Source organism: Streptomyces sp. NPDC087420, from assembly GCF_044744165.1.
Lineage (GTDB): Bacteria > Actinomycetota > Actinomycetes > Streptomycetales > Streptomycetaceae > Streptomyces.
Window position 1 is genome coordinate 252,669 of sequence record NZ_JBIUXU010000008.1, and the last position, 19,738, is coordinate 272,406.

Consider the following 19,738-nt stretch of genomic DNA (forward strand, 5'->3'; position numbering starts at 1 on the left):
CCGGCAAGGCCGGGGCCACCGTACGGGCCTGGCTACCCGGGGCCTGGCGTCCCGCGCCTTAGGCTGCCGACATGTGTGGAATTGTGGGTTATGTCGGTGGACAGTCGGCGCTCGATGTGGTCATCGCGGGCCTCAAGCGACTCGAATACCGGGGCTACGACTCGGCCGGGGTCGCGGTGCTCGCGGACGGCGGTCTGGCCACGTCGAAGAAGGCGGGCAAGCTCGTCAACCTGGAGAAGTCACTCGCGGAACAGCCGCTGCCGAGCGGTGCCACCGGCATCGGGCACACCCGGTGGGCCACCCACGGCGGCCCGACGGACCTCAACGCCCACCCCCACCTGGACAACGCCGGACGCGTCGCCGTCGTCCACAACGGGATCATCGAGAACTTCGCCGCCCTGCGCGCCGAACTGACCGACCGCGGCCACGGCCTGGAGTCCGAGACGGACACGGAGGTCGTCGCGCATCTGCTCGCCGAGGCGTTCTCGGCCTGCGGCGACCTGGCGGATTCCCTGCGCCAGGTGTGCCGGCGCCTGGACGGCGCCTTCACCCTCGTCGCCGTACACGCGGACGAGCCGGACGTGGTGGTGGGCGCGCGGCGCAACTCCCCGCTGGTGGTGGGCGTGGGCGAGGGCGAGGCCTTCCTGGCCTCGGACGTGGCGGCCTTCATCGCCCATACGCGGTCGGCGATCGAACTGGGCCAGGACCAGGTGGTCGAGCTGCGCAGGGACGGTGTGACGGTGACGGACTTCCACGGCGCGCCGGCCGAGACACACGCGTACCACATCGACTGGGACGCCTCGGCGGCCGAGAAGGGCGGCTACGAGTCCTTCATGCTCAAGGAGATCGCCGAACAGCCGAAGGCGGTCGCGGACACGCTGCTGGGGCGCATCGACGCCGAGGGCCGGCTGTCGCTGGACGAGGTGCGGATCTCCGCCGAGGTGCTGCGGGAGGCCGACAAGGTGGTCATCGTGGCGTGCGGGACGGCGTTCCACGCCGGGCTGATCGCCAAGTACGCCATCGAACACTGGACCCGGATCCCCTGCGAGGTGGAGCTGGCGAGCGAGTTCCGCTACCGCGACCCGATCCTGGACCGGCGGACGCTGGTGATCGCCATCTCCCAGTCCGGCGAGACGATGGACACGCTGATGGCGCTGCGACACGCGCGGGAGCAGGGCGCGAAGGTGCTGGCGATCTGCAATACGAACGGCTCGACCATCCCGAGGGAGTCTGACGCGGTCCTGTACACGCACGCGGGCCCCGAGGTCGCCGTGGCGTCCACGAAGGCGTTCCTCACGCAGCTGGTGGCGTGCTACCTGGTGGCGCTGTACCTGGGGCAGTCGCGGGGGACGAAGTGGGGCGACGAGATCCGGGCGGTGGTACGGGACCTGTCGCACATCTCGGGGGAGGTGGAGCGGGTCCTGGAGACGATGGAGCCGGTACGGGAGTTGGCGCGCTCGCTCAAGGACAAGAAGACGGTGCTGTTCCTGGGGCGGCACGTGGGGTACCCGGTGGCACTGGAGGGTGCGCTCAAGCTGAAGGAGCTGGCGTACATGCACGCCGAGGGGTTCGCGGCGGGCGAGTTGAAGCACGGGCCGATCGCGCTGATCGAGGAGGACCTGCCGGTGGTGGTCGTCGTACCCTCGCCGCGCGGCCGGTCGGTGCTGCACGACAAGATCGTGTCGAACATCCAGGAGATCCGGGCCAGGGGAGCGCGCACGATCGTGATCGCGGAGGAGGGGGACGAGGCGGTGGCACCGTACGCGGACCATCTGATCCGCATCCCGGTGACGCCCACACTGCTGCAACCCTTGGTCGCGACGGTGCCGTTGCAGGTGTTCGCGTGCGAGCTGGCGACGGCGCGGGGCAACGAGGTGGACCAGCCGCGGAACTTGGCGAAGTCGGTGACGGTGGAGTGAGCGAGTGAGCGAGTGAGCGAGTGAGTACGTGAGTACGTGAGTGAGGGAGTGGGTTCAGGGTGATCATCGGGGTGGGGATCGACGTCGCGGAGATCGACCGGTTCGGGGAGTCGCTGCTGCGTACTCCCCAGATGGTCGAACGGCTCTTCTCGGAGCGGGAGTTGCTGCTGCCGAGCGGTGAGCGGCGCGGTACGGCGTCCCTCGCGGCGCGGTTCGCCGCGAAGGAGGCCGTGGCGAAGGCGCTGGGCGCGCCCGGGGGGCTGCGCTGGCTCGACGCGGAGGTGTACGTCGAGGAGAGCGGGCAGCCGAGGCTGCGGGTGCTCGGGACGGTGGCGGCGCGGGCGGCGGAGCTGGGGGTACGGAACTGGCACGTGTCGCTGAGCCATGACGCGGGGGTGGCTTCGGCGGTGGTGATCGCGGAGGGGTGAGGGAGGGGGAGGGGAGGCGGAGGGGAGGGGACGGCGGTGGTGGTGGTGCGGGGGTAGGTCGGTTGGCTGGCGTGTGGGCCGGGTGTGGACGGAGAGATGGGCGTATGCGGACTGCTTACAGCGTGGAGACGGTACGGAACGCCGAGCGGGAGCTGATGGCCCGGCTGCCGGAGGGCGCGCTGATGCAACGCGCGGCGGCCGGGCTGGCGGCGGCCTGCGCGGACCTGCTGGGTGGTGGGTCGGCGGTGGGTCGGGAGTCGGCGGTGGGTCGGGTCTCGGCGGTGGGTCGGGTGTACGGGGCCAAGGTCGTCGTCCTGGCCGGGAGCGGCGCCAACGGTGGCGACGCGCTGTACGCGGGGGCGCGGCTGGCGGCCAGGGGAGCGCGGGTGTCGGCGGTGCTGCTGGCGCCGGACCGTACGCACGAAGGCGGTCTGTCGGCGCTGTTGGGCAAGGGCGGACGGGTCGTGGACGACCCGTTCGAGGTTCTGGCGGTGGCTGATCTGGTGCTGGACGGCATCACGGGCATCGGCGGGCACGGGGGGCTGCGCCCCGACGCGGTGCCGGTGGCGCGGGCGGCGCGTGGGGGGAGCGGGGTGATCGTCGCCGTCGACCTGCCGAGCGGGGTGGAGGCGGACAGCGGTGAGGTGATGGGGGAGGCGCTGCGGGCGGACGCGACGGTGACCTTCGGCGCGTACAAGCCGGGGCTGCTGATCGACCCGGCGCGCGAGTACGCGGGGGCGGTGCGGCTGGTGGACATCGGCCTGGGCCCGTACCTGCCGTCCGTACCGGAGGTGGAGGCGCTCCAGCACGAGGACGTGGCGCGGCTGTTGCCGAAACCGACGGGCGAGAGCGACAAGTACCGGCGGGGGGTGGTCGGGATTGTCGCCGGTTCCGCGAGGTACCCGGGTGCGGCGGTGCTGGCGGTGGCGGGAGCGCTGCGGGGTGGTGCGGGGGCGGTGCGGTACGTGGGGCCCGGCGGCAGCACGGTGATCGCCCGCTACCCGGAGACGCTGGTGCACGACGGCCCGCCGTCGAAGGCCGGCCGGGTGCAGGCCTGGGCGGTGGGGCCGGGGCTGGGCGACGGACCGGGCGTGGCGGACGTACTGGCCTCGGACGTCCCGGTCCTGGTCGACGCGGACGGCCTGCGGCTGCTGGACCCGGCGACGGTACGGGCGCGTACCGCGCCGACCCTGCTCACCCCGCACGCGGGGGAGGCGGCGGCACTGCTGGGGGTGGACCGCGCGGAGGTGGAGTCGGGCCGGCTGGCGGCGGTACGGGAACTGGCGGCACGGTACGGCGCGACGGTACTGCTCAAGGGCTCGACCACGCTGATCGCCTCCCCGGACAGGGCGGTGCCGGTACGGGTGAACCCGACGGGCACGCCATGGCTGGCGACGGCGGGCAGCGGAGACGTCTTGTCGGGCCTGGCGGGCTCGCTGCTGGCCTCGGGCCTGGAGGCAAGGGACGCGGCGTCGGCGGCGGCATATCTGCACGGCTTGGCGGGCCGCTTGGCGTCGAGGGGGGCACCGGTGGCGGCGCATGAGGTGGCGGAGGGGGTGGGGGAGGCTTGGAGGAGTGTGGTGGGGGGTTGAGGGTGGGGCGGGGGTTGAGGGTGAGGTGGGGATTGAGGGTGAGGTGGGACGGTCTAGTGCGGGTTCAGACCGAGGGGTACTTCGGGGCGGCCGGTCTTTTCTTCGTGACGTGGGGCCGCCCTGGTTGTTGATTGTCGCGGGGCCGGGTCGGGCGTCAAGGGCGCTCCTGCGTCGCGTCGGCTTCGCCGATGACCTTCGGTCACCCTTGACCCCCGCCCCGTCCCCGCTAGGGAAGGCCGAGGGGGGCGGCCCGGGGGAAGGTCCCCCGGTAATGCCCGGGGGAGGTTGGGGTTTCGTCGCGGGCCGCGCCTCTCGGCGGGGTGTTGCGCACCACTTGAATGGGGCGGTGGCGAGTCGTCTCGGCGGCCAACCACCGTCCGTCGGTGGGTGTGCAGGCACCGTGTCTGAGATCCGTGGTCAGCTGCGGGGCCAGGCGGGGCCGCACCCATCCCGGCGGCCAATATGCCCCATTTGCCTAGGTCTTGAGGCCCGTTGGGGGCTTCTCCCGCTGGGTCTTGTGTCCTGTGTTTCATCAAGGGGCTCTCGAAGCACACAACCCACCGAAGCGGGCCCGATGACCACCCCAGCAGGCGGCATCCGCCCCACCACTCACCCGGCCCGGGTGTGGTGCTTGCGTGCGGGCCGGTGGGTGCCAGCCGGCCGCCGGGACTGCCCACCCCCACCCCTAACAGGTCATATGCCCCATTTGCCCAGGCTTTGAGGCCTCCTGCGGGCCCTTCCTCCCCGGTCTTGTGTCCTGTGTTTCGTTAATGGGCTCTCAGAGCACACAACCCGCCGAAACAGGCCGGACGGCCGCCTCCCCCGCCACATCCGCCCCACCACCCACTCACCACAGACACGGTGCTTGCGCACCGGCAAACGGACGGCCCGCCAGCCGCCGAACTGAGACCGACTGCCCCATTCAAGTGGGGCGCAACACCCCGCCGAGAGGCGCGGCCCGGCGCGAAACCCCAGGAACAAACAGGCCCCCCGGGGGACCTTCCCCCGGGCCGCCCCCCCCAGCCTTCCCTTGCGGGGCCGGGCCGGGGGTCAAGGGTGAAGCGCAGCGCAATCGGCGAAGCCGACGCTCCGCAGGAGCGCCCTTGACGCCCGGACCGGACCCGCGACACTCAACAGCAAGGGGCGGCCCCACGCCGACCAACACAAGACCGGCCACACCCGACTACCCCTCGGCCCGGACCCGCGCCAGACCATCCCACCTCGGCCCACCTCAACCTCAACCCCCACAGCCCCCCGCTCTGAGAGACTGGCCCTGATGACCGGAAACATTCAGGCGCCCCAGGACCAGCCGCACGATCAGCCGCACGACGCGCCCCCACCCCCCCGCGCCCGCGCCGAGATCGATCTCGGTGCTCTGCGAGGCAACGTACAAGCGCTTCGCGCCCGTGCTCAGCCTGGTGCTGACCTGATGGCCGTCGTGAAGTCCGACGCGTACGGGCATGGGATGGTGCCCGTCGCCCGGGCCGCCCTCGAAGCCGGCGCCGGCTGGCTCGGCACCGCCACGCCGCAGGAGGCGCTCGCCCTGCGCGCCGCTGGGATCCGCAGTCGTGTCCTGTGCTGGCTCTGGACCCCCGGCGACCCCTGGCGCGCCGGTATCGAAGCCGACCTCGACATGGGTGTCAGCGGCATGTGGGCCCTGCGCGAGGTGGCCGCCGCCGCCCGGGAGGCCGGGCGGCCCGCCCGTATCCAGCTCAAGGCCGACACCGGCCTCGGCCGTAACGGCTGTCAGCCCGCCGACTGGCCCGCCCTCGTCGCCGCCGCCCTGGCCGCCCAGGACGCCGGCCAGGTCCACGTCACCGGCCTGTGGTCCCACTTCGCCTGCGCCGACGAGCCCGGTCATCCCTCCATCGGCGCGCAGCTCGACCTCTTCCACGAGATGCTCGCGTACGCGGAGAAGGAAGGCATCGAGCCCGAGGTACGGCACATCGCCAACTCCCCGGCCACCCTCACCGTCCCCGAGTCGCACTTCGATCTCGTACGGACCGGCATCGCCATGTACGGCATCTCCCCCAGCCCCGCGCTGGGCACCCCCCAGGACTTCGGCCTGCGGCCCGTCATGACCCTCTCCGCCTCCGTCGCCCTGGTCAAACAGGTCCCCGAGGGCCACGGCGTCAGTTACGGCCATCACTACATCACCCCCCAGCGCACCAACCTCGGCCTGGTGCCCCTCGGGTACGCCGACGGCGTCCCCCGCCACGCCTCGGGCCGTGGGCCCGTGCTGGTCGGGGGAGATGGAAGTGCGGGGGCGAGCGGCACCCCCTGGCGGCGGGTCGCCGGGCGGGTCGCCATGGACCAGTTTGTCGTCGACCTCGGCGACGACGTCGTCGAGCCCGGCACCCCCGCCGTCCTCTTCGGCCCCGGCGATCACGGCGAGCCGACGGCCGAGGACTGGGCCGAGGCCGCCGGGACCATCGCGTACGAGATCGTCACCCGCATCGGCGCGCGCGTTCCCCGCGTCTATGTCAACGAGGTCCACGACAACGAGACGACCACGAGGAGCCCACGGTGACCGAGAGCAGCGCGGCGGGCGACGTGGCGGAGGAAGTGGCCGCCCTCGCCTCGGCCGCGGGCAATTGGCGCCGGGCCGGGGTCGCCGGGGCCGCGATAGGCGTCATCGCCGCCGGCGCCGCCGCCGGTGTCGCGATCGAGCGCCTCACCGTCGGCCGGGGCATGCGCAAGAAGGCGCGGCTCGCGCTCGACTCGTCGGGGCCGTACGGCGGTCTGCGCGGCACCCCCGGCACGGCGCTCGCCGACGACGGTACGGAGCTGTACTACGAGATCGACGAGGCGGAGGCTGAGGAGAGCGGCAAGGCGGGCAAGGGGGCCAAGGACGGTAAGGCAGGAAAGGCGAGCGCCGCCGCGCCCCGGCGGCGCCGGCTCTTCGGACGGCGTACGCCCGCGCCCGTCACTGTCGTCTTCAGCCACGGCTACTGCCTCAACCAGGACTCCTGGCACTTCCAGCGCGCCGCGCTGCACGGACTCGTCCGTACCGTCCACTGGGACCAGCGCAGCCACGGACGGTCCGCGCGCGGCGCCTCCCAGCGGGGTCCCGGCGCCGTCCCGGTCACCATCGACCAGCTCGGCCGCGACCTCAAGGCGGTCCTCGACGCGGCGGCGCCCGAAGGGCCGCTCGTCCTTGTCGGTCACTCCATGGGGGGCATGACGATCATGGCCCTCGCCGACCAGTACCCCGAGCTGATAAGGGAACGGGTGGTCGGCGTCGCCTTCGTCGGAACGTCCAGCGGCAAGCTCGGCGAGGTCAACTACGGCCTCCCGCTCGCGGGCGTGAACGCCGTACGCCGGGTCCTGCCCGGTGTGCTCAAGGCGCTCGGTTCGCAGGCCGACCTGGTCGAGCGGGGGCGGCGGGCGACCGCCGACCTGTTCGCGGGGCTGATCAAGCGGTACTCGTTCAGCTCGAAGGACGTGGATCCGGCCGTCGTACGGTTCGCCGAGCGGCTCATCGAGGGCACCCCGATCGACGTGGTCGCGGAGTTCTACCCGGCCTTCACCGACCACGACAAGACGGCCGCGCTGGAGGTCTTCCTGGAGGTCCCGGCGCTGATCCTGGCCGGGGTGAGCGACCTGGTGACCCCCAGCTCGCACAGCGAGGCCATCGCCGGCCTGCTGCCGGACGCGGAGCTGGTGCTCGTACCGGACGCCGGCCACCTGGTGATGCTGGAACACCCGGAAGCCGTGACGGACCGGCTCGCCGACCTGCTGGCGCGCGTCGGGGCGGTGCCGACGGAGACTAACGTGGGCACTTATGGAACGACCGCACCACCCGGCAGCTGAGCCCGCCGTGGCAGCTGAGCCCGTCATGGGACCTGAGCCCGTCATGGGACCTGAACATGCCGTGGGACCTGAGCACGCCGTGGGACCTGAGCCCCTGGCATCCGACGGCCCCGGCGCCGCCCCGCTCGTCCTCATCGTCGACTCCCCCGAGCGCATGCGGGAGCTGGGCCTGGGGCTCGCCTCCCTCCTCCGCCCCGGCGACCTGGTCATGCTCACCGGCGAGCTGGGCGCGGGCAAGACGACCCTGACGCGCGGGCTCGGCGAGGGCCTCGGGGTCCGGGGCGCCGTGACCTCCCCGACCTTCGTGATCGCCCGCGTGCACCCATCCCTGGGGGACGGACCCGCCCTGGTCCACGTCGACGCGTACCGGCTCGGCGGGGGGCTGGACGAGATGGAGGATCTCGACCTGGACGTCTCGCTGCCCGACTCGGTGGTGGTCGTGGAGTGGGGCGAGGGCAAGGTCGAGGAACTGTCCGACGACCGGCTCCACGTCCTCATCGACCGCGTGGTCGGCGCCACGGACGACGACCGCCGCCAGGTCACCGTGACGGGCGTGGGCACGCGGTGGGCCGACGCGGACCTGGGGTCGCTGGTGCGCCCGGCGCACTGACCGCCGGACCCTTGACCGTTCGTACGAAATCTGTTGGCCGGGTACGGTACGGCCCCGCTAGCATCCCGACGATGACGCCCACCGGGAGAGCCACGGAGGGGCCCGGGTCGGCCGGGCCCGCGCCGGACGGGCCTCTGCTCGACGCCCTGCGACGCGCCGACGTGGGCCGGCTGTCCGCCCGGCTCGACGCGCGGTCCTGTACGCCGGACCTCTTCCGCCGACTCGTCGGGCACGACGACGCGCGGGTGCGGTACCTCGGGCTGGTCCTGCTCACCGAGCGCGTCCTGGCCGACGGCGGCAGCGCCCCACTCGCCCTGCTGCTCCCGGAGTCGGTCGAAGGACCCCCGGAGCGGACGCCGGAGGAGATGCTCGTCCTGGCCGGGCTGTACGCGCGCCTGGGGCCGTACCTCGGCGGTCGTCGACTCCCGTCGTGGCGGGCGGCCGACCACCTGCCGGTACGGGTACGGATCGCCTGGCTCCGCGCCGAACTCCTCAACGAACCCGGGGTGATCCGTGACGCCCCCGGCGAACTCCTCCACCGGGCCATACGCGACGTGACCGCCACCGACGCGCACCGGCCCGCGGACCTGGTGGCCGAACTGGCCCGCAGCGAGGACCCGTTGCTGCGGTCGGCGGCGCTGCGGCTGGCCAGGGAGGCACTGCACGCCGGCCTCCTCGCGCCCGCCACCGTCCGCGCCCACACGCTCCGCCTGACGGGCGGGGGCGGCGACCCCGCCGGGGACACGGTGGTGGTCGCCGCGCTGCGCGAACTCGCCCAGCCCTGGGCCGCGTTGGACCCCGTGCCGTCGGTACGGCTCACGCCCCACCTCACCGCCGTATCCGTCGCGGCCCGCCCCGAGGCCGCCGAGGCCGCGCTCACCGTGGCCGCCCACCATGGACACGGCGGCCTGCTGCGCCGGGTCGCCGGCGATTCCGAGCTGCCGCCCGGCCTGCGCAGACGCGCGATGGAGTCGCTGGGCGATCTGGTCGGGCGCGAGGACATCGGTGAACTGACCGCCCTCGCCGCCCGGGACCCGCTGCTTCTCGGCGGGTCGGTGGTGACGTGCCTGAGCGGGCTGCACCGGCGCGGACACTTCCCCGGCGACACGGACGTCCCGACCGTCATCGGCCTGGCGCTCGCCGATCACTCGATCGACCCGGGGGAGGTCGCGACGATCCTGTTCACCTCCCGGCAGACGATGCTCCAGGTGGTGCGGGACGCCGGCGCGAACGATCCGGGCTGGCCCCGCAGGCTGGCCCTCCTCGTCGCCCTGGCCGCGCAGGGGGCGGGCGATGGGGGAGAGGGAGGGCCCGTCGGGGAGGCGGTCACGCGGCTTCTTCCCTCGGCGCCCGCGCCCGCGCCGTTCCTCGACGCGATCCGCGCGCTGCGGCACACCGGGGCCGAGCACGCGGTGATCGCGCTGCTGCCCGTGGCGCCCACGGCCGCGCTGCGCGCGCTGGAGGCGATCGGCGGCGAGCGGACGGTGGCGGCCCTGCGGGAGGGGCTGGGGCTGGACCGCGCGTACGCGAGGGTGGGGCCCATCGCGCCCCACCTGCGCTCCGTACGGAACCACGCCCTGGAACTGCTCTGGCACCTCAACGACGACCCCGCCGTGCGCGGCGCGCTGCTGGGTCGTCTCGATCCCGTCGATCTGCCCGCGCGTGTCGCCGCCGATCTGGGCGGCCCCGACGCGGCCGAACTGGCGCTTCTCAGCTCGCACTTGGACCCCGGCGAGCCGAGGGCCGCGCTGCGCGGGCTGGCCGACCACGGCAGCGCGGGCACGCTGCCGGTCCTCTCGGATCTGCTGTATCGCGTGGTGGCCGATCTGGCGGAGGCGGGGGAGTCCGGGGAGCCGGTGGTGCCGGAGGCCACGGAAGCGGCGGAAGCCGCGAGGGACCCGTACCTCTGGGAACAGCCGGCAGGAACCACCCCGGGATCGGCGACCGGACAGCCCGTCGTACCCCAGAACGTCGTGGACGCGCTGCATGCCCTCGGAGGCCGTCTCCACGGGCGGCGGAAGATCAGACCGGTCTGTCTGCTCGACGCGGCGAACGCTGAGGAGGCCGGTCACGCGCTGGTCGCGACCCTGGCGCTGGATCTGCTCGACCGGCCGGGGGTGACGCCGGGCGAGCAGGTGATCCTCCTCGAACTGCTGCTCCGCGCGCCGTACCCGGGCACGCGCGCGCGTGTGCACCGGCTGCTGCGACACCGCGACCGGCATGTACGCAAGCAGACGATCGCGCTGTTCGCCCGCGATGTGGCGGAGACGGGCGGGGAGGACGGCGGCCGGGGCGGAGGGCGGGACGCGCGGGCGTTGTCCGCGTCCCTGATCGCGCTGACCACGGCCGCCGACATCCAGACCGTCCGGCAGGCGCTCCTCGCGCTCGGTCACGCGCGCGCCCGCTGGGCCGCCGTCGCGGTGGCCGCGTGTCTGGACCGCCCGAACATGAACATCAAGAAGACCGCCGCCCGGGTGCTGATCCGCGCGGGCGCCCCGGCGGCGGTCCCGAAGCTGCTTTTCTGGCTGGGGCGGCACAACAACCCGGGACTGCGCGAGGCGTTGGTGGAGGCGCTGCGCGCGATCCTCGGCGAGGCGTACGGGGCGACCGTTGTGGTCGCTGCGGAACGGAGTGCGGACGATCGTGCTCGCGGGTTGCTGCTGGAGGGCCTCGACGGCGTCCTGACGGCGCGGGCGGTTCTTGCGCTGGTGGCGCAAAAGTCGCCGGTGGCACGGGTGTTGCTCGCGCTGGTGGTGGCCGGGCGGGTACGGCTCGCGTCGGGGTCGGTCGCGGATCTGGCGACGGCGTTGGCGGAGCACGGGATGGACACGGGCCGGCCGGGGCCGGAGCCGGAACGGGACGCGGACGTGTGGGCGTTGGTGACGGGGGGCTGGGACCCGGCTGCCGCAGGTCGCGTGGCCGAGCGGCCTGAACTCCACTCCACGGAGGACCTGTTGGCGCTGCGCCCGCTGCTGGCGGACTGGCTCCGCCTAGCCGTCTCCGAACCTGCCGTCCGGAGCCGGCGGATCCTGAGGCTGGCGCTGAGGCTCTGCCCGGAGCCGTGGACGGACGGGGAACTGGCCGTGTGGGCGGGTTCGGTGGACGTCCTGCTCGGTGCGTTCGGTGCGTTCGGTGCGTTCGGTGCGCTCGGTGCGCGGGACAGCGAGGACCGGGGCGCCCTCCTCACGCTGCTCGACGCGGTGGCGCCGAAGCTCTCGGCCGTGGAGAAGCTGGTCGCCGCCGACTCCGTACGCGCGCTGCCTTGCGCCCCGGGGCCGTCGTCGCTCGCCCTGCTGCGCCGCCTTGGGGCGGTGCTGGTCCGGGCCGATGCCGATCGTGCGCTCACGGCGGCCCGGCTCGGGGCGGATCCCTGGCGGGCCGAGAGCGAGGTGCTGCGGGAGGCGTTCGCGGTGGGGGAGGCGGTGGTCGCCGGTGCGGTGGCGGTGGCGTGGCGGGGGGACCTTGGCGCTGCGGTCCGGTCGGCCGGCGCGTTGGAGGAATTCCGCGGCCGGGACGCCGTCACCCTGGAGCCCGGGGAGCGGCTGGCCGCGCTCATCGAGGCCTTCCCCTCGGCCGTTCCCGAGGCCAGGTCCGCTCTCCTCGACTGGATGACGGCGCTGCGACCGCTGGACGTACCGGACTGGACGCTTGCGGAGGAGGCCGGTCGCGCCGCGTTCCCGGCGCGGGCTGTGCGGGCCGACGATCTGGACCAGCCGCGTTCGGCCGCGTTGCGGGAGCGGCTGCTGGCGATGCTGGAGGCGGCGGACCCGGAGCGTCGTACCGCCGCGGCGGCGGCGCTGGCGGGGTGGACGGAGCCGGAGGCGGTACGGCCCGTCCTGCTGGCGTTCCTCCACGGCCGCGTGGACCTGGCGGTCGGCGGCGGTGGCTTGGCGGGTGCGCTGCGGGCCCTCGGCGAGGCTGACCTGAGGGCCGAGGGGATCCGGCACGACCGGGTCGCGCGCGTGTGCGCCCAGCTCGACGCGCGGGATCTCGTCCCCCTGGCCCCGGTGCTACTCGACTGGTGGGAGCAGGATCCGCCCGCGCTGGGGAAGGAGGTGGGGCGGGTGCTCCGGCGTGTGCCTGTCGACGACCTCGCGGAGATCTTGTGCCCTCGACTCGACGGGCGTGCGTGGGGGTTCCTGGACCTGCTGGACGGCCGTCGGCCGCTGCGTACTCCGGCCTTGGAGAGGACGTGCGGGTTGCTGCGGGCCGAGGGGCACGATTCTCTCGCGGATCGCCTGGATGCCTCCTTGGCGGAGGGGCCGTTGCGTGGCGCGGATGCGCGGGAGCGGGACGGGGATTTTTTGGCGGCGCTGACGGCGCGGCGCGTGCCCGGCGTGGCCGCGCGGGGGATCCGTCGCATGGATCCGCGCGAGCTGCTCGACCTGATCCGTGCGGGGGGCGCCGGCGCTCCGGAGCGGATACGGCGGGGGCTGACTCGGTTGACCGAGGCGTACGAGGGGATTACGGGGGGTGAACTGGGGCGCGACGAGCTCGACTTGATCGAGGAGCTCCTCGGGGGGTTGCTGACGCACCCCCGGCCCGGTGTCCGCCTGCACGCGCATCGGGCCTCGCGGGTGTTGCTGGAGCGGCGGACGTATCTGCGGTTCAGCGAGCGGCTGCTGGCCGATCCTCGGCCGGACGTGGTGCGGATGGCGATACGGGTGGTTTCGTTCGCCCACTGGGCCCCGGCTGCGGGGGCCCTGGTCGGGCTGCTGGAACATGGGGATCCGCTGGTGCGGGGGGCGGCGGTGGCCGGGCTGGCGGAGATGGGCGGTTGCTCGGTGTCGGCGTTGAGGTATGCGGTGGGGCGGGCGCGGCCGGATCGCCGTGGCCGCTATGAGGAGGCCCTCGCGGTGGTGTTGTCGGCCTTGCGTCGGTGACCGTTGCGGTCCGTGTTGTCCTCAATCGCCGGACGGGCGGTCTGGGGCCGGGGGGCCGCGCGTTCTCGGTGACCGCGTTGCGGTTCGTGTTGTCCTCAATCGCCGGACGGGCTTGGTGGTGCCGCTGCGGCCGGGTGGCCTGGGTGCGGGTCGGTTGCCGGGGGCCGGTCAGGGGTCGTGTCCTGCACTGCATGTTTTACGTCGCGTTCAGCAACTTGTCTTAGCAACGGTCGCCATGCGACACAAAACACGCTCTACGTTCCGGACACGACCCCTGCCCGTCCCCCTCCCAGGCCCGGGTCAGAACAAACCCAGCCCGTCCGGCGATTGAGGACATCAGTAAGCCGCGCGCATGCACTGCGCGGTAGAGGCTCCGGGGCGGGCGGGGTCGTTGAGTCTCCCGGCGGCGTGAGGGGGGTGGGGTCGGAGGAGGTGCGTGTGTCCGGACGTAGAGCGTGTTTTGTGTCGCATGGCGATCGTTGCTAATTGGACCGGTTGAACGCGACGTAAAACATGCAGTCCGGACATACGTGCCTCCGGAGGCCCCGCCCCCCGTCACCACGGCACACCCAAGCCCGTCCGGCGATTGAGGACATCAGTAAGCGCAACCAAGCACCGGGCGACACGTTCCGACAAAGCGTCGGGAAAATGTTGCGCGCGCCATGCCGAGCATGGTCACATGGTATCCAGAGGTGGTTAGGTCTACCTAACTTACGCTTGCCCCCGCAGCCCCAGGAGGCATCCATGCCGAAGCCCCAGCCGCCCCAGCCGGACCCGTCGCACCCGTCGCCCTCCGACGTGTCCATGCGGGACCTGCTCGCGTCCTGCGTGGCCGCCGCCGCGGTGTCGACCCCGCCGAAGTGGCCCGCGCCCACACCAGTGGCGACGCGCCCCGCCGCGCAGGCGCAAGCATCGGCGCAAGCGCAAGCGCAAGCGCAAGCAGCGGCACAAGCTACCGCCGCCTGACCCCCGTCAGGGGACCACCACCACGGTGGAGTTGATCGTCGCGAACGACCACAACGCCACCCCATCCGCCCGCTTCATCCGCACCCCACCCGTCTTCAGCGCCGGATTCGGCGTCGGCAAGGACCCGTCCACCGCCGCGCTGAAGCCGACCGTGACCCCCTCCGCCTTGGCGAACCGTACGACGTGTTCGACCAGGACCCCGTCCGAGCCCTGGACCTGGGCGGACCGGGAGCTGACGGTGTACGAGCCCGGTGAAGGGTTGAGCGTGCTCGGGACGACCGGGAACGTCCGCGTGGCCTGGTTGGTCTTGTCGACCAGCCACACCCGCCGGTCCTTCAGGCCATACACCACCCGCTCGCCCGTGCCCGACGCCGCCGGCACGGTCAGCGGGTCCTTCTTCGGCGCGGCGGAGCCCGACGCGGTCGGGGAGGCGCTCGGGGTGCCGTTCTTCCCGAGGGTGTCGGGCACGCTCGCCGAGGCCTGGTAAGCGAGGAAGGCGACGCCGGCGATGGCCGCCGCGGTGAGCCCGGCCACGATTCCCGAGCTGCTCCTGGACACCCTGTTCCACCTCTCGTACGTATGACTCCGTGGTGACGTTAGCAGCAGCGGAATGACGGGACTGGGCGCCGTGCCCCGCCGCCGGGAGCCGTAGGCTGTTTGCGTGCTTCTGCTCGCCGTTGATACCGCCACGCCCGCCGTCACCGTCGCTCTTCACGACGGCTCCTCCGTCCTCGCCGCGGAGAGCCAGGTGGACGCGCGCCGCCACGGTGAGCTGCTGCTGCCCGCCGTCGACCGCGTCCTCTCCGAGGCGGGGGCGGGGGTGGGGCTCGGCGCCGTCACGGACGTGGTCGTCGGGGTCGGGCCGGGTCCGTACACGGGGCTGCGTGTGGGGCTCGTCACCGCGCTGGCCTTCGGTTCCGCGCTGGGAGTGCCGGTGCACGGGCTCTGCACGCTGGACGGTCTCGCGTACGCCTCCGGCCTCGAAGAGCCCTTTGTCGTGGCCACCGACGCCCGCCGCAAAGAGGTCTACTGGGCGCGGTACGCGGATGCCCGTACCCGCGTGGGTGACCCCGCCGTCGACCGGCCCGCCGACCTCACCGAGCGGGTCGCCGGGCTGCCGGCCGTGGGTGCGGGCGCGTTCCTCTACCCGGCCACGTTCCGGGACGCCCGCGCCCCCGAGCACCAGTCGGCCGCCGCGCTCGCCGGGCTGGCGGCGGAGCTGCTGGCCGCGGGGCGGACGGAGGACTTCCTGCCGCCGCTGCCCCTCTACCTGCGCAGGCCCGACGCGGAGGTGCCCAAGAACTACAAGGTGGTCACCCCGAAGTGACCAGGGGCGAGGAGACGAACGAGGTGGGTGAGGTGGGCGAGGTGAAGGAGGCGTCGGGAGACGCCGGTGCGGCCGAACGCGGTGACGCACCCCAGGGCGCCGTCCTCCGCGAGATGCGCTGGTGGGACATCGAGCCCGTCCTCGCCCTCGAACACGACCTCTTCCCCGAGGACGCCTGGTCCCCCGGCATGTTCTGGTCCGAGCTGGCCCACGCGCGCGGCCCCGGCGCCACCCGCCGCTACGTCGTCGCCGAGACCGGCGGCCGTATCGTCGGGTACGCGGGCCTCGCCGCCGCCGGTGGCCTCGGGGACGTACAGACCATCGCCGCCGCCCGCGACCAGTGGGGCACGGGCCTCGGCTCCCGCCTGCTGACCGACCTCCTCCAGCACGCCAGCGCCGCCGAGTGTGAAGAGGTGCTGCTCGAAGTGCGGGTCGACAACATACGGGCGCAGAAGCTGTACGAACGGTTCGGCTTCGAGCCCATCGGCTTCCGCCGCGGCTACTACCAGCCGGGCAATGTCGACGCGCTCGTGATGCGCCTGCCGATGCAGGGGCTCCACATACAAGACGTCCAAGGAACTGGGATCAATGGCTGACGAACCTCTCGTCCTCGGTATCGAGACCTCCTGCGACGAGACAGGCGTCGGCATCGTGCGCGGTACGACCCTGCTCGCCGACACCGTCGCGTCGAGCGTCGACGAACACGCCCGCTTCGGCGGGGTGGTGCCGGAGATCGCCTCCCGCGCGCATCTGGAGGCGATGGTGCCGACCATCGAACGCGCGCTCAAGGAGGCGGGCGTCAGCGCCCGCGACCTCGACGGGATCGCGGTGACGTCGGGCCCCGGCCTGGCGGGCGCGCTGCTGGTGGGGGTGTCGGCGGCAAAGGCGTACGCGTACGCGCTCGGCAAGCCGCTGTACGGCGTGAACCACCTGGCCTCCCACATCTGCGTCGACCAGCTGGAGCACGGCCCGCTGCCCGAGCCGACGGTGGCGCTGCTGGTGAGCGGCGGCCACTCGTCGCTGCTGCTCGCGCCCGACATCACCTCCGACGTACGGCCGATGGGCGCGACCATCGACGACGCCGCGGGCGAGGCCTTCGACAAGATCGCGCGGGTGCTGCACCTGGGCTTCCCGGGCGGTCCGGTGATCGACCGGCTGGCCAAGGAGGGCGATCCGGCCGCGATCGCCTTCCCGCGCGGGCTGACCGGGCCGAGGGACGCGCCGTACGACTTCTCGTTCTCCGGCCTGAAGACGTCCGTGGCGCGCTGGATCGAGGCGAAGCGGAACGCGGGCGAGGACGTGCCCGTACGGGATGTGGCGGCCTCGTTCCAGGAGGCGGTCGTGGACGTGCTGACGCGCAAGGCGGTCCGCGCGTGCAAGGACCAGGGAGTCGACCACCTGATGATCGGCGGCGGGGTCGCCGCGAACTCGCGGCTGCGCGCGCTCGCCGCCGAGCGCTGCGAGCGCGCGGGCATCCGGCTGCGGGTGCCGCGCCCCGGGCTGTGCACGGACAACGGCGCGATGGTCGCCGCGCTGGGCGCGGAGATGGTGGCGCGGAACCGCCCGGCCTCGGACTGGGATCTCTCGGCTGACTCGTCGCTGCCGGTGACGGAACCGCATGTGCCGGGGCGTACTCGCGTCGAGGAGGATGAGCATGGTCGTACGCACGGGCATGCGCACGACCACGACCACGTCCACGAGCTGGCGAAGGACAACCTCTACTGATGACGGTCGCGCTCATGTGGGAGGCCAGGGCCACCGACGGCCGGGACGCGGAGCTGCTGGAATGGGCTCGCGCGCGGGTGGGGGAGCTGCCGTACGAGCCGCTCCGCCGCGAACTGCTGCGTGCCCCCGGCGGCCGGATCCTGGCCCTCACCTGGTGGGAAGGCCCCTACGACGCCGACGTCCCCGAACTGCCCGATCCCCCGGCGGAGTTGACCGCCAGGCCGGTGCACCGCTGGCGCTTCGAGTCGCTCGGGGACGACGGGCACGGCGGTCGGAGCGGCCGGGACGGCCAGGACGGCTAGGACGACTAGGGCGGCCCCGCTCGACAAAAGGGGCAGATCGCTACAAATGGATACAGGATGGGATGCGGGGGAAAATCGCGCGCGCCGAGCCGCGCGTATCGCATCTCGAAAGGCACGTTCGTATGACCTCGGCATCGAACCCCGTCTCCGGCCCCCGGCCGTTCTCCCCCCGCGACATCCGCACGCTGACCATCGATGTCGCGGGCCCCGTCTTCCTCCCCGGCGACGACGGCTACGCGGAGGAGGCCACCGGCTTCAACCGTGTGGTCACCCACCGTCCCGCCGTGATCGTCGGCGCCGCGGACGCGGCGGACGTCCTGAGCGCGGTGCGCTTCGCGGGGCGGTACGGGCGTCCTGTCGCCGTCCTCTCCACCGGGCACGGCCCCACGGGGGACGTCCCCGAGGACGCCGTCATGATCACGACCCGCCGGATGACGGGGCTGTCGATCGACGCCGGGGAGCGGACGGTCCGGGTCGAGGCGGGGGTGCGCTGGCGGCAGGTCGTCACCGAGGCGGCCGTCCACGGCCTGGCGCCGCTCGTCGCCTCCGCGGCGAACGTCGGCGTGGTCGGCTACACCCTCGGCGGCGGCCTCAGCGTGACGATGGGCCGGGCCTTCGGGTGGGCGGCCGACCACGTCCAGTGGATCGACCTGGTGACGGCGGACGGCGAGCTGCGCCACGCCTCGCGCGACTCCGAGGACGATCTCTTCTGGGCGCTGCGCGGCGGCAAGGCCAATTTCGGGGTGGTCACCGCCATGGAGTTCTCCCTCTTCCCGGTGACCCAGCTGTACGCGGGCGCCCTCTACTTCTCCGGTGACGACGCCCGGGAGGTGCTGCACGCGTACGAGCGGTTCACGACGACGGCCCCGGAAGAGGTGATGTCGTCCGCCGTCCTGCTGCGGCTGCCCGACCTGCCCACGGTCCCCGACTTCATGCGGGGGCGGCTGACGGCGGCCGTACGGTTCTGCTGGCTCGGCTCGGAGGCCGACGGCGAGGAGCTGATCGCACCGCTGCGGGCGGCGGCGCCGGTGTTGCTGGACACCGTGGCCCCGCGCCCGTTCACGGAGTTCGACGCCATCAGCGTGGATCCGCCGGACGGGATCAGCTCGGTCGAGCACTTCGCGGTGCTGGACGAGGTGACGCCGGAGACGATCGACGCCCTTCTCGACGTCGCGGGCCCGGAGTCCGGCGCCCGGGTCAACGTGGTGGACCTGCGCCAGCTCGGCGGCGCGCTGAGCCGCTACTCAGGCGCGCCGAACGTGGTCGGGACCCGGGACGCGGCCTTCGCCGTCTTCGCCTTCGCGTTTGTCCCGCCCGGCGAGGACCCCGAGGGGTACCGGACGGTCGGCGGTGAGGTGATGGAGCGGCTGGAGCCGTGGCTGAGCGTGCGCAAGCACACCAATTTCCTGGGGGCGGGCGATGTCACGGCGGAGCGGGTACGGCTGGCCTTCGACGCGCCCACGTACGAACGGCTCCAGGAGATCAAGGCGGCGCGCGACCCGGCGAACATGTTCCGGCTGAACCACAACATCCCGCCGGCGGGGTCTGGGTCTTGAGTCCGGGTCCGGGGTCCGGGTCCGGGGCGTAGAGGGATCTCTTCCGATTGATTTCCCGGCCCGTGTCGATTCCGGTGCCGGCCGTTCGACGTACAGGTGAGAGGCGGGAACGGCCCGCCTCACCACCGCCCCACCAGGCACCGAGGAGTCACCATGCCGCGCTTTCTGATGATGGTCCGCGTCGACGAGAACAACGCCCCCGCCGGCGGCCCCAGCGACGAGCTGATGCGGCGCATGGGCGAGCTGATCGAGGAGATGTCCAAGGCGGACGTCCTCGTGGACACCGCGGGGCTGCTGCCGACCGCGCAGGGGGTACGGGTCCGGCAGAGCGACGGCAGGATCACCGTCACCGACGGGCCGTTCACCGAGGCCAAGGAGGTTGTCGGCGGGTACGCGATCATCCAGGCCGGGGACAGGGACGAGGCGGTCGCGTGGGCCCGGCGTTTTGTGGAGATCCACGAGGCGGAGTGGGAGATCACGAGCGAGGTGCGCGAGATCGTGCAGGGATAGCGGGGGCCGGGGCGGGTCCGGGGCCCCTCTCGTGACCGGGGCCGGGGCCCCTCCCCCACCGTTTGCCCTCGCCTGCCCGTGGTGTTCTGATGGGTGGCCGTGGGAGC

At 73.0% G+C, this 19,738-nt stretch carries 15 protein-coding genes; 14 read left to right on the forward strand and 1 reads right to left on the reverse strand.

The features are described 5' to 3' along the window. Positions 1-71 precede the first annotated feature (71 nt). From glmS to ACIO1C_RS18665, 8 genes are all read left to right on the forward strand, one after another. Entirely contained in the window at positions 72-1,919 is a 1,848-nt protein-coding gene (glmS, locus tag ACIO1C_RS18630; RefSeq protein WP_401864655.1) for a glutamine--fructose-6-phosphate transaminase (isomerizing), read from the forward strand. Positions 1,920-1,978: 59 nt separating this feature from the next. Continuing rightward, a complete protein-coding gene (locus tag ACIO1C_RS18635) occupies positions 1,979-2,347 on the forward strand; it encodes a holo-ACP synthase (RefSeq protein ID WP_161308771.1) in 369 nt (122 codons plus the stop codon). 104 nt (positions 2,348-2,451) lie between these two features. Further along, on the forward strand, positions 2,452-3,939 hold the full coding sequence (locus ACIO1C_RS18640; RefSeq protein ID WP_401864658.1) for an NAD(P)H-hydrate dehydratase: 1,488 nt from the start codon (positions 2,452-2,454) through the stop codon (positions 3,937-3,939). Between the two features lie 1,276 nt (positions 3,940-5,215). Continuing rightward, on the forward strand, positions 5,216-6,469 hold the full coding sequence (gene alr, locus ACIO1C_RS18645; RefSeq protein ID WP_401864661.1) for an alanine racemase: 1,254 nt from the start codon (positions 5,216-5,218) through the stop codon (positions 6,467-6,469). Then, positions 6,466-7,752 (forward strand): alpha/beta fold hydrolase, encoded by a 1,287-nt coding sequence (locus ACIO1C_RS18650; RefSeq protein WP_401864664.1) that lies wholly within the window; start codon positions 6,466-6,468, stop codon positions 7,750-7,752. Before alr ends, ACIO1C_RS18650 begins: the two co-directional genes overlap by 4 nt. Further along, positions 7,724-8,362 (forward strand): tRNA (adenosine(37)-N6)-threonylcarbamoyltransferase complex ATPase subunit type 1 TsaE, encoded by a 639-nt coding sequence (gene tsaE / locus ACIO1C_RS18655; protein ID WP_401864665.1) that lies wholly within the window; start codon positions 7,724-7,726, stop codon positions 8,360-8,362. The genes ACIO1C_RS18650 and tsaE overlap by 29 nt, the downstream gene beginning before the upstream one ends. Positions 8,363-8,433: 71 nt before the next feature. Continuing rightward, positions 8,434-13,245, forward strand: a complete 4,812-nt coding sequence (locus ACIO1C_RS18660) for a HEAT repeat domain-containing protein (RefSeq protein WP_401864668.1) — start codon at positions 8,434-8,436, stop codon at positions 13,243-13,245. A 744-nt stretch (positions 13,246-13,989) separates the two neighbouring features. Further along, positions 13,990-14,211 carry a hypothetical protein gene (locus ACIO1C_RS18665; RefSeq protein WP_401864671.1) on the forward strand — a complete coding sequence of 74 codons (222 nt, stop codon included), beginning with the start codon at positions 13,990-13,992 and terminating at the stop codon, positions 14,209-14,211. Between the two features lie 6 nt (positions 14,212-14,217). Here ACIO1C_RS18665 and ACIO1C_RS18670 read toward each other — a convergent pair whose 3' ends face one another. Beyond that, positions 14,218-14,769, reverse strand: a complete 552-nt coding sequence (locus ACIO1C_RS18670; protein WP_401864673.1) for a hypothetical protein — start codon at positions 14,767-14,769, stop codon at positions 14,218-14,220. Positions 14,770-14,872: 103 nt separating this feature from the next. Between ACIO1C_RS18670 and tsaB the strand changes: the two genes are divergently transcribed. The 6 genes from tsaB to ACIO1C_RS18700 all read left to right on the forward strand — a co-directional run bounded on the left by tsaB (position 14,873) and on the right by ACIO1C_RS18700 (position 19,631). Continuing rightward, entirely contained in the window at positions 14,873-15,538 is a 666-nt protein-coding gene (gene tsaB / locus ACIO1C_RS18675; RefSeq protein WP_401864676.1) for a tRNA (adenosine(37)-N6)-threonylcarbamoyltransferase complex dimerization subunit type 1 TsaB, read from the forward strand. Positions 15,539-15,651: 113 nt separating this feature from the next. After that, the gene (rimI, locus tag ACIO1C_RS18680; RefSeq protein ID WP_401865086.1) at positions 15,652-16,134 is read left to right on the forward strand and encodes a ribosomal protein S18-alanine N-acetyltransferase; all 483 of its coding nucleotides are present in this window, start codon (positions 15,652-15,654) and stop codon (positions 16,132-16,134) included. Further along, positions 16,127-17,263, forward strand: coding sequence for a tRNA (adenosine(37)-N6)-threonylcarbamoyltransferase complex transferase subunit TsaD (tsaD, locus tag ACIO1C_RS18685; protein ID WP_401864679.1), 1,137 nt, complete (start codon positions 16,127-16,129; stop codon positions 17,261-17,263). The genes rimI and tsaD overlap by 8 nt, the downstream gene beginning before the upstream one ends. Continuing rightward, entirely contained in the window at positions 17,263-17,565 is a 303-nt protein-coding gene (locus ACIO1C_RS18690; protein WP_401864681.1) for a hypothetical protein, read from the forward strand. The genes tsaD and ACIO1C_RS18690 overlap by 1 nt, the downstream gene beginning before the upstream one ends. Before the next feature lie 122 nt (positions 17,566-17,687). Next, on the forward strand, positions 17,688-19,121 hold the full coding sequence (locus ACIO1C_RS18695) for an FAD-binding protein (protein WP_401864683.1): 1,434 nt from the start codon (positions 17,688-17,690) through the stop codon (positions 19,119-19,121). Positions 19,122-19,274: 153 nt separating this feature from the next. Next, the gene (locus ACIO1C_RS18700; protein WP_401864685.1) at positions 19,275-19,631 is read left to right on the forward strand and encodes a YciI family protein; all 357 of its coding nucleotides are present in this window, start codon (positions 19,275-19,277) and stop codon (positions 19,629-19,631) included. Positions 19,632-19,738: the final 107 nt, after the last annotated feature.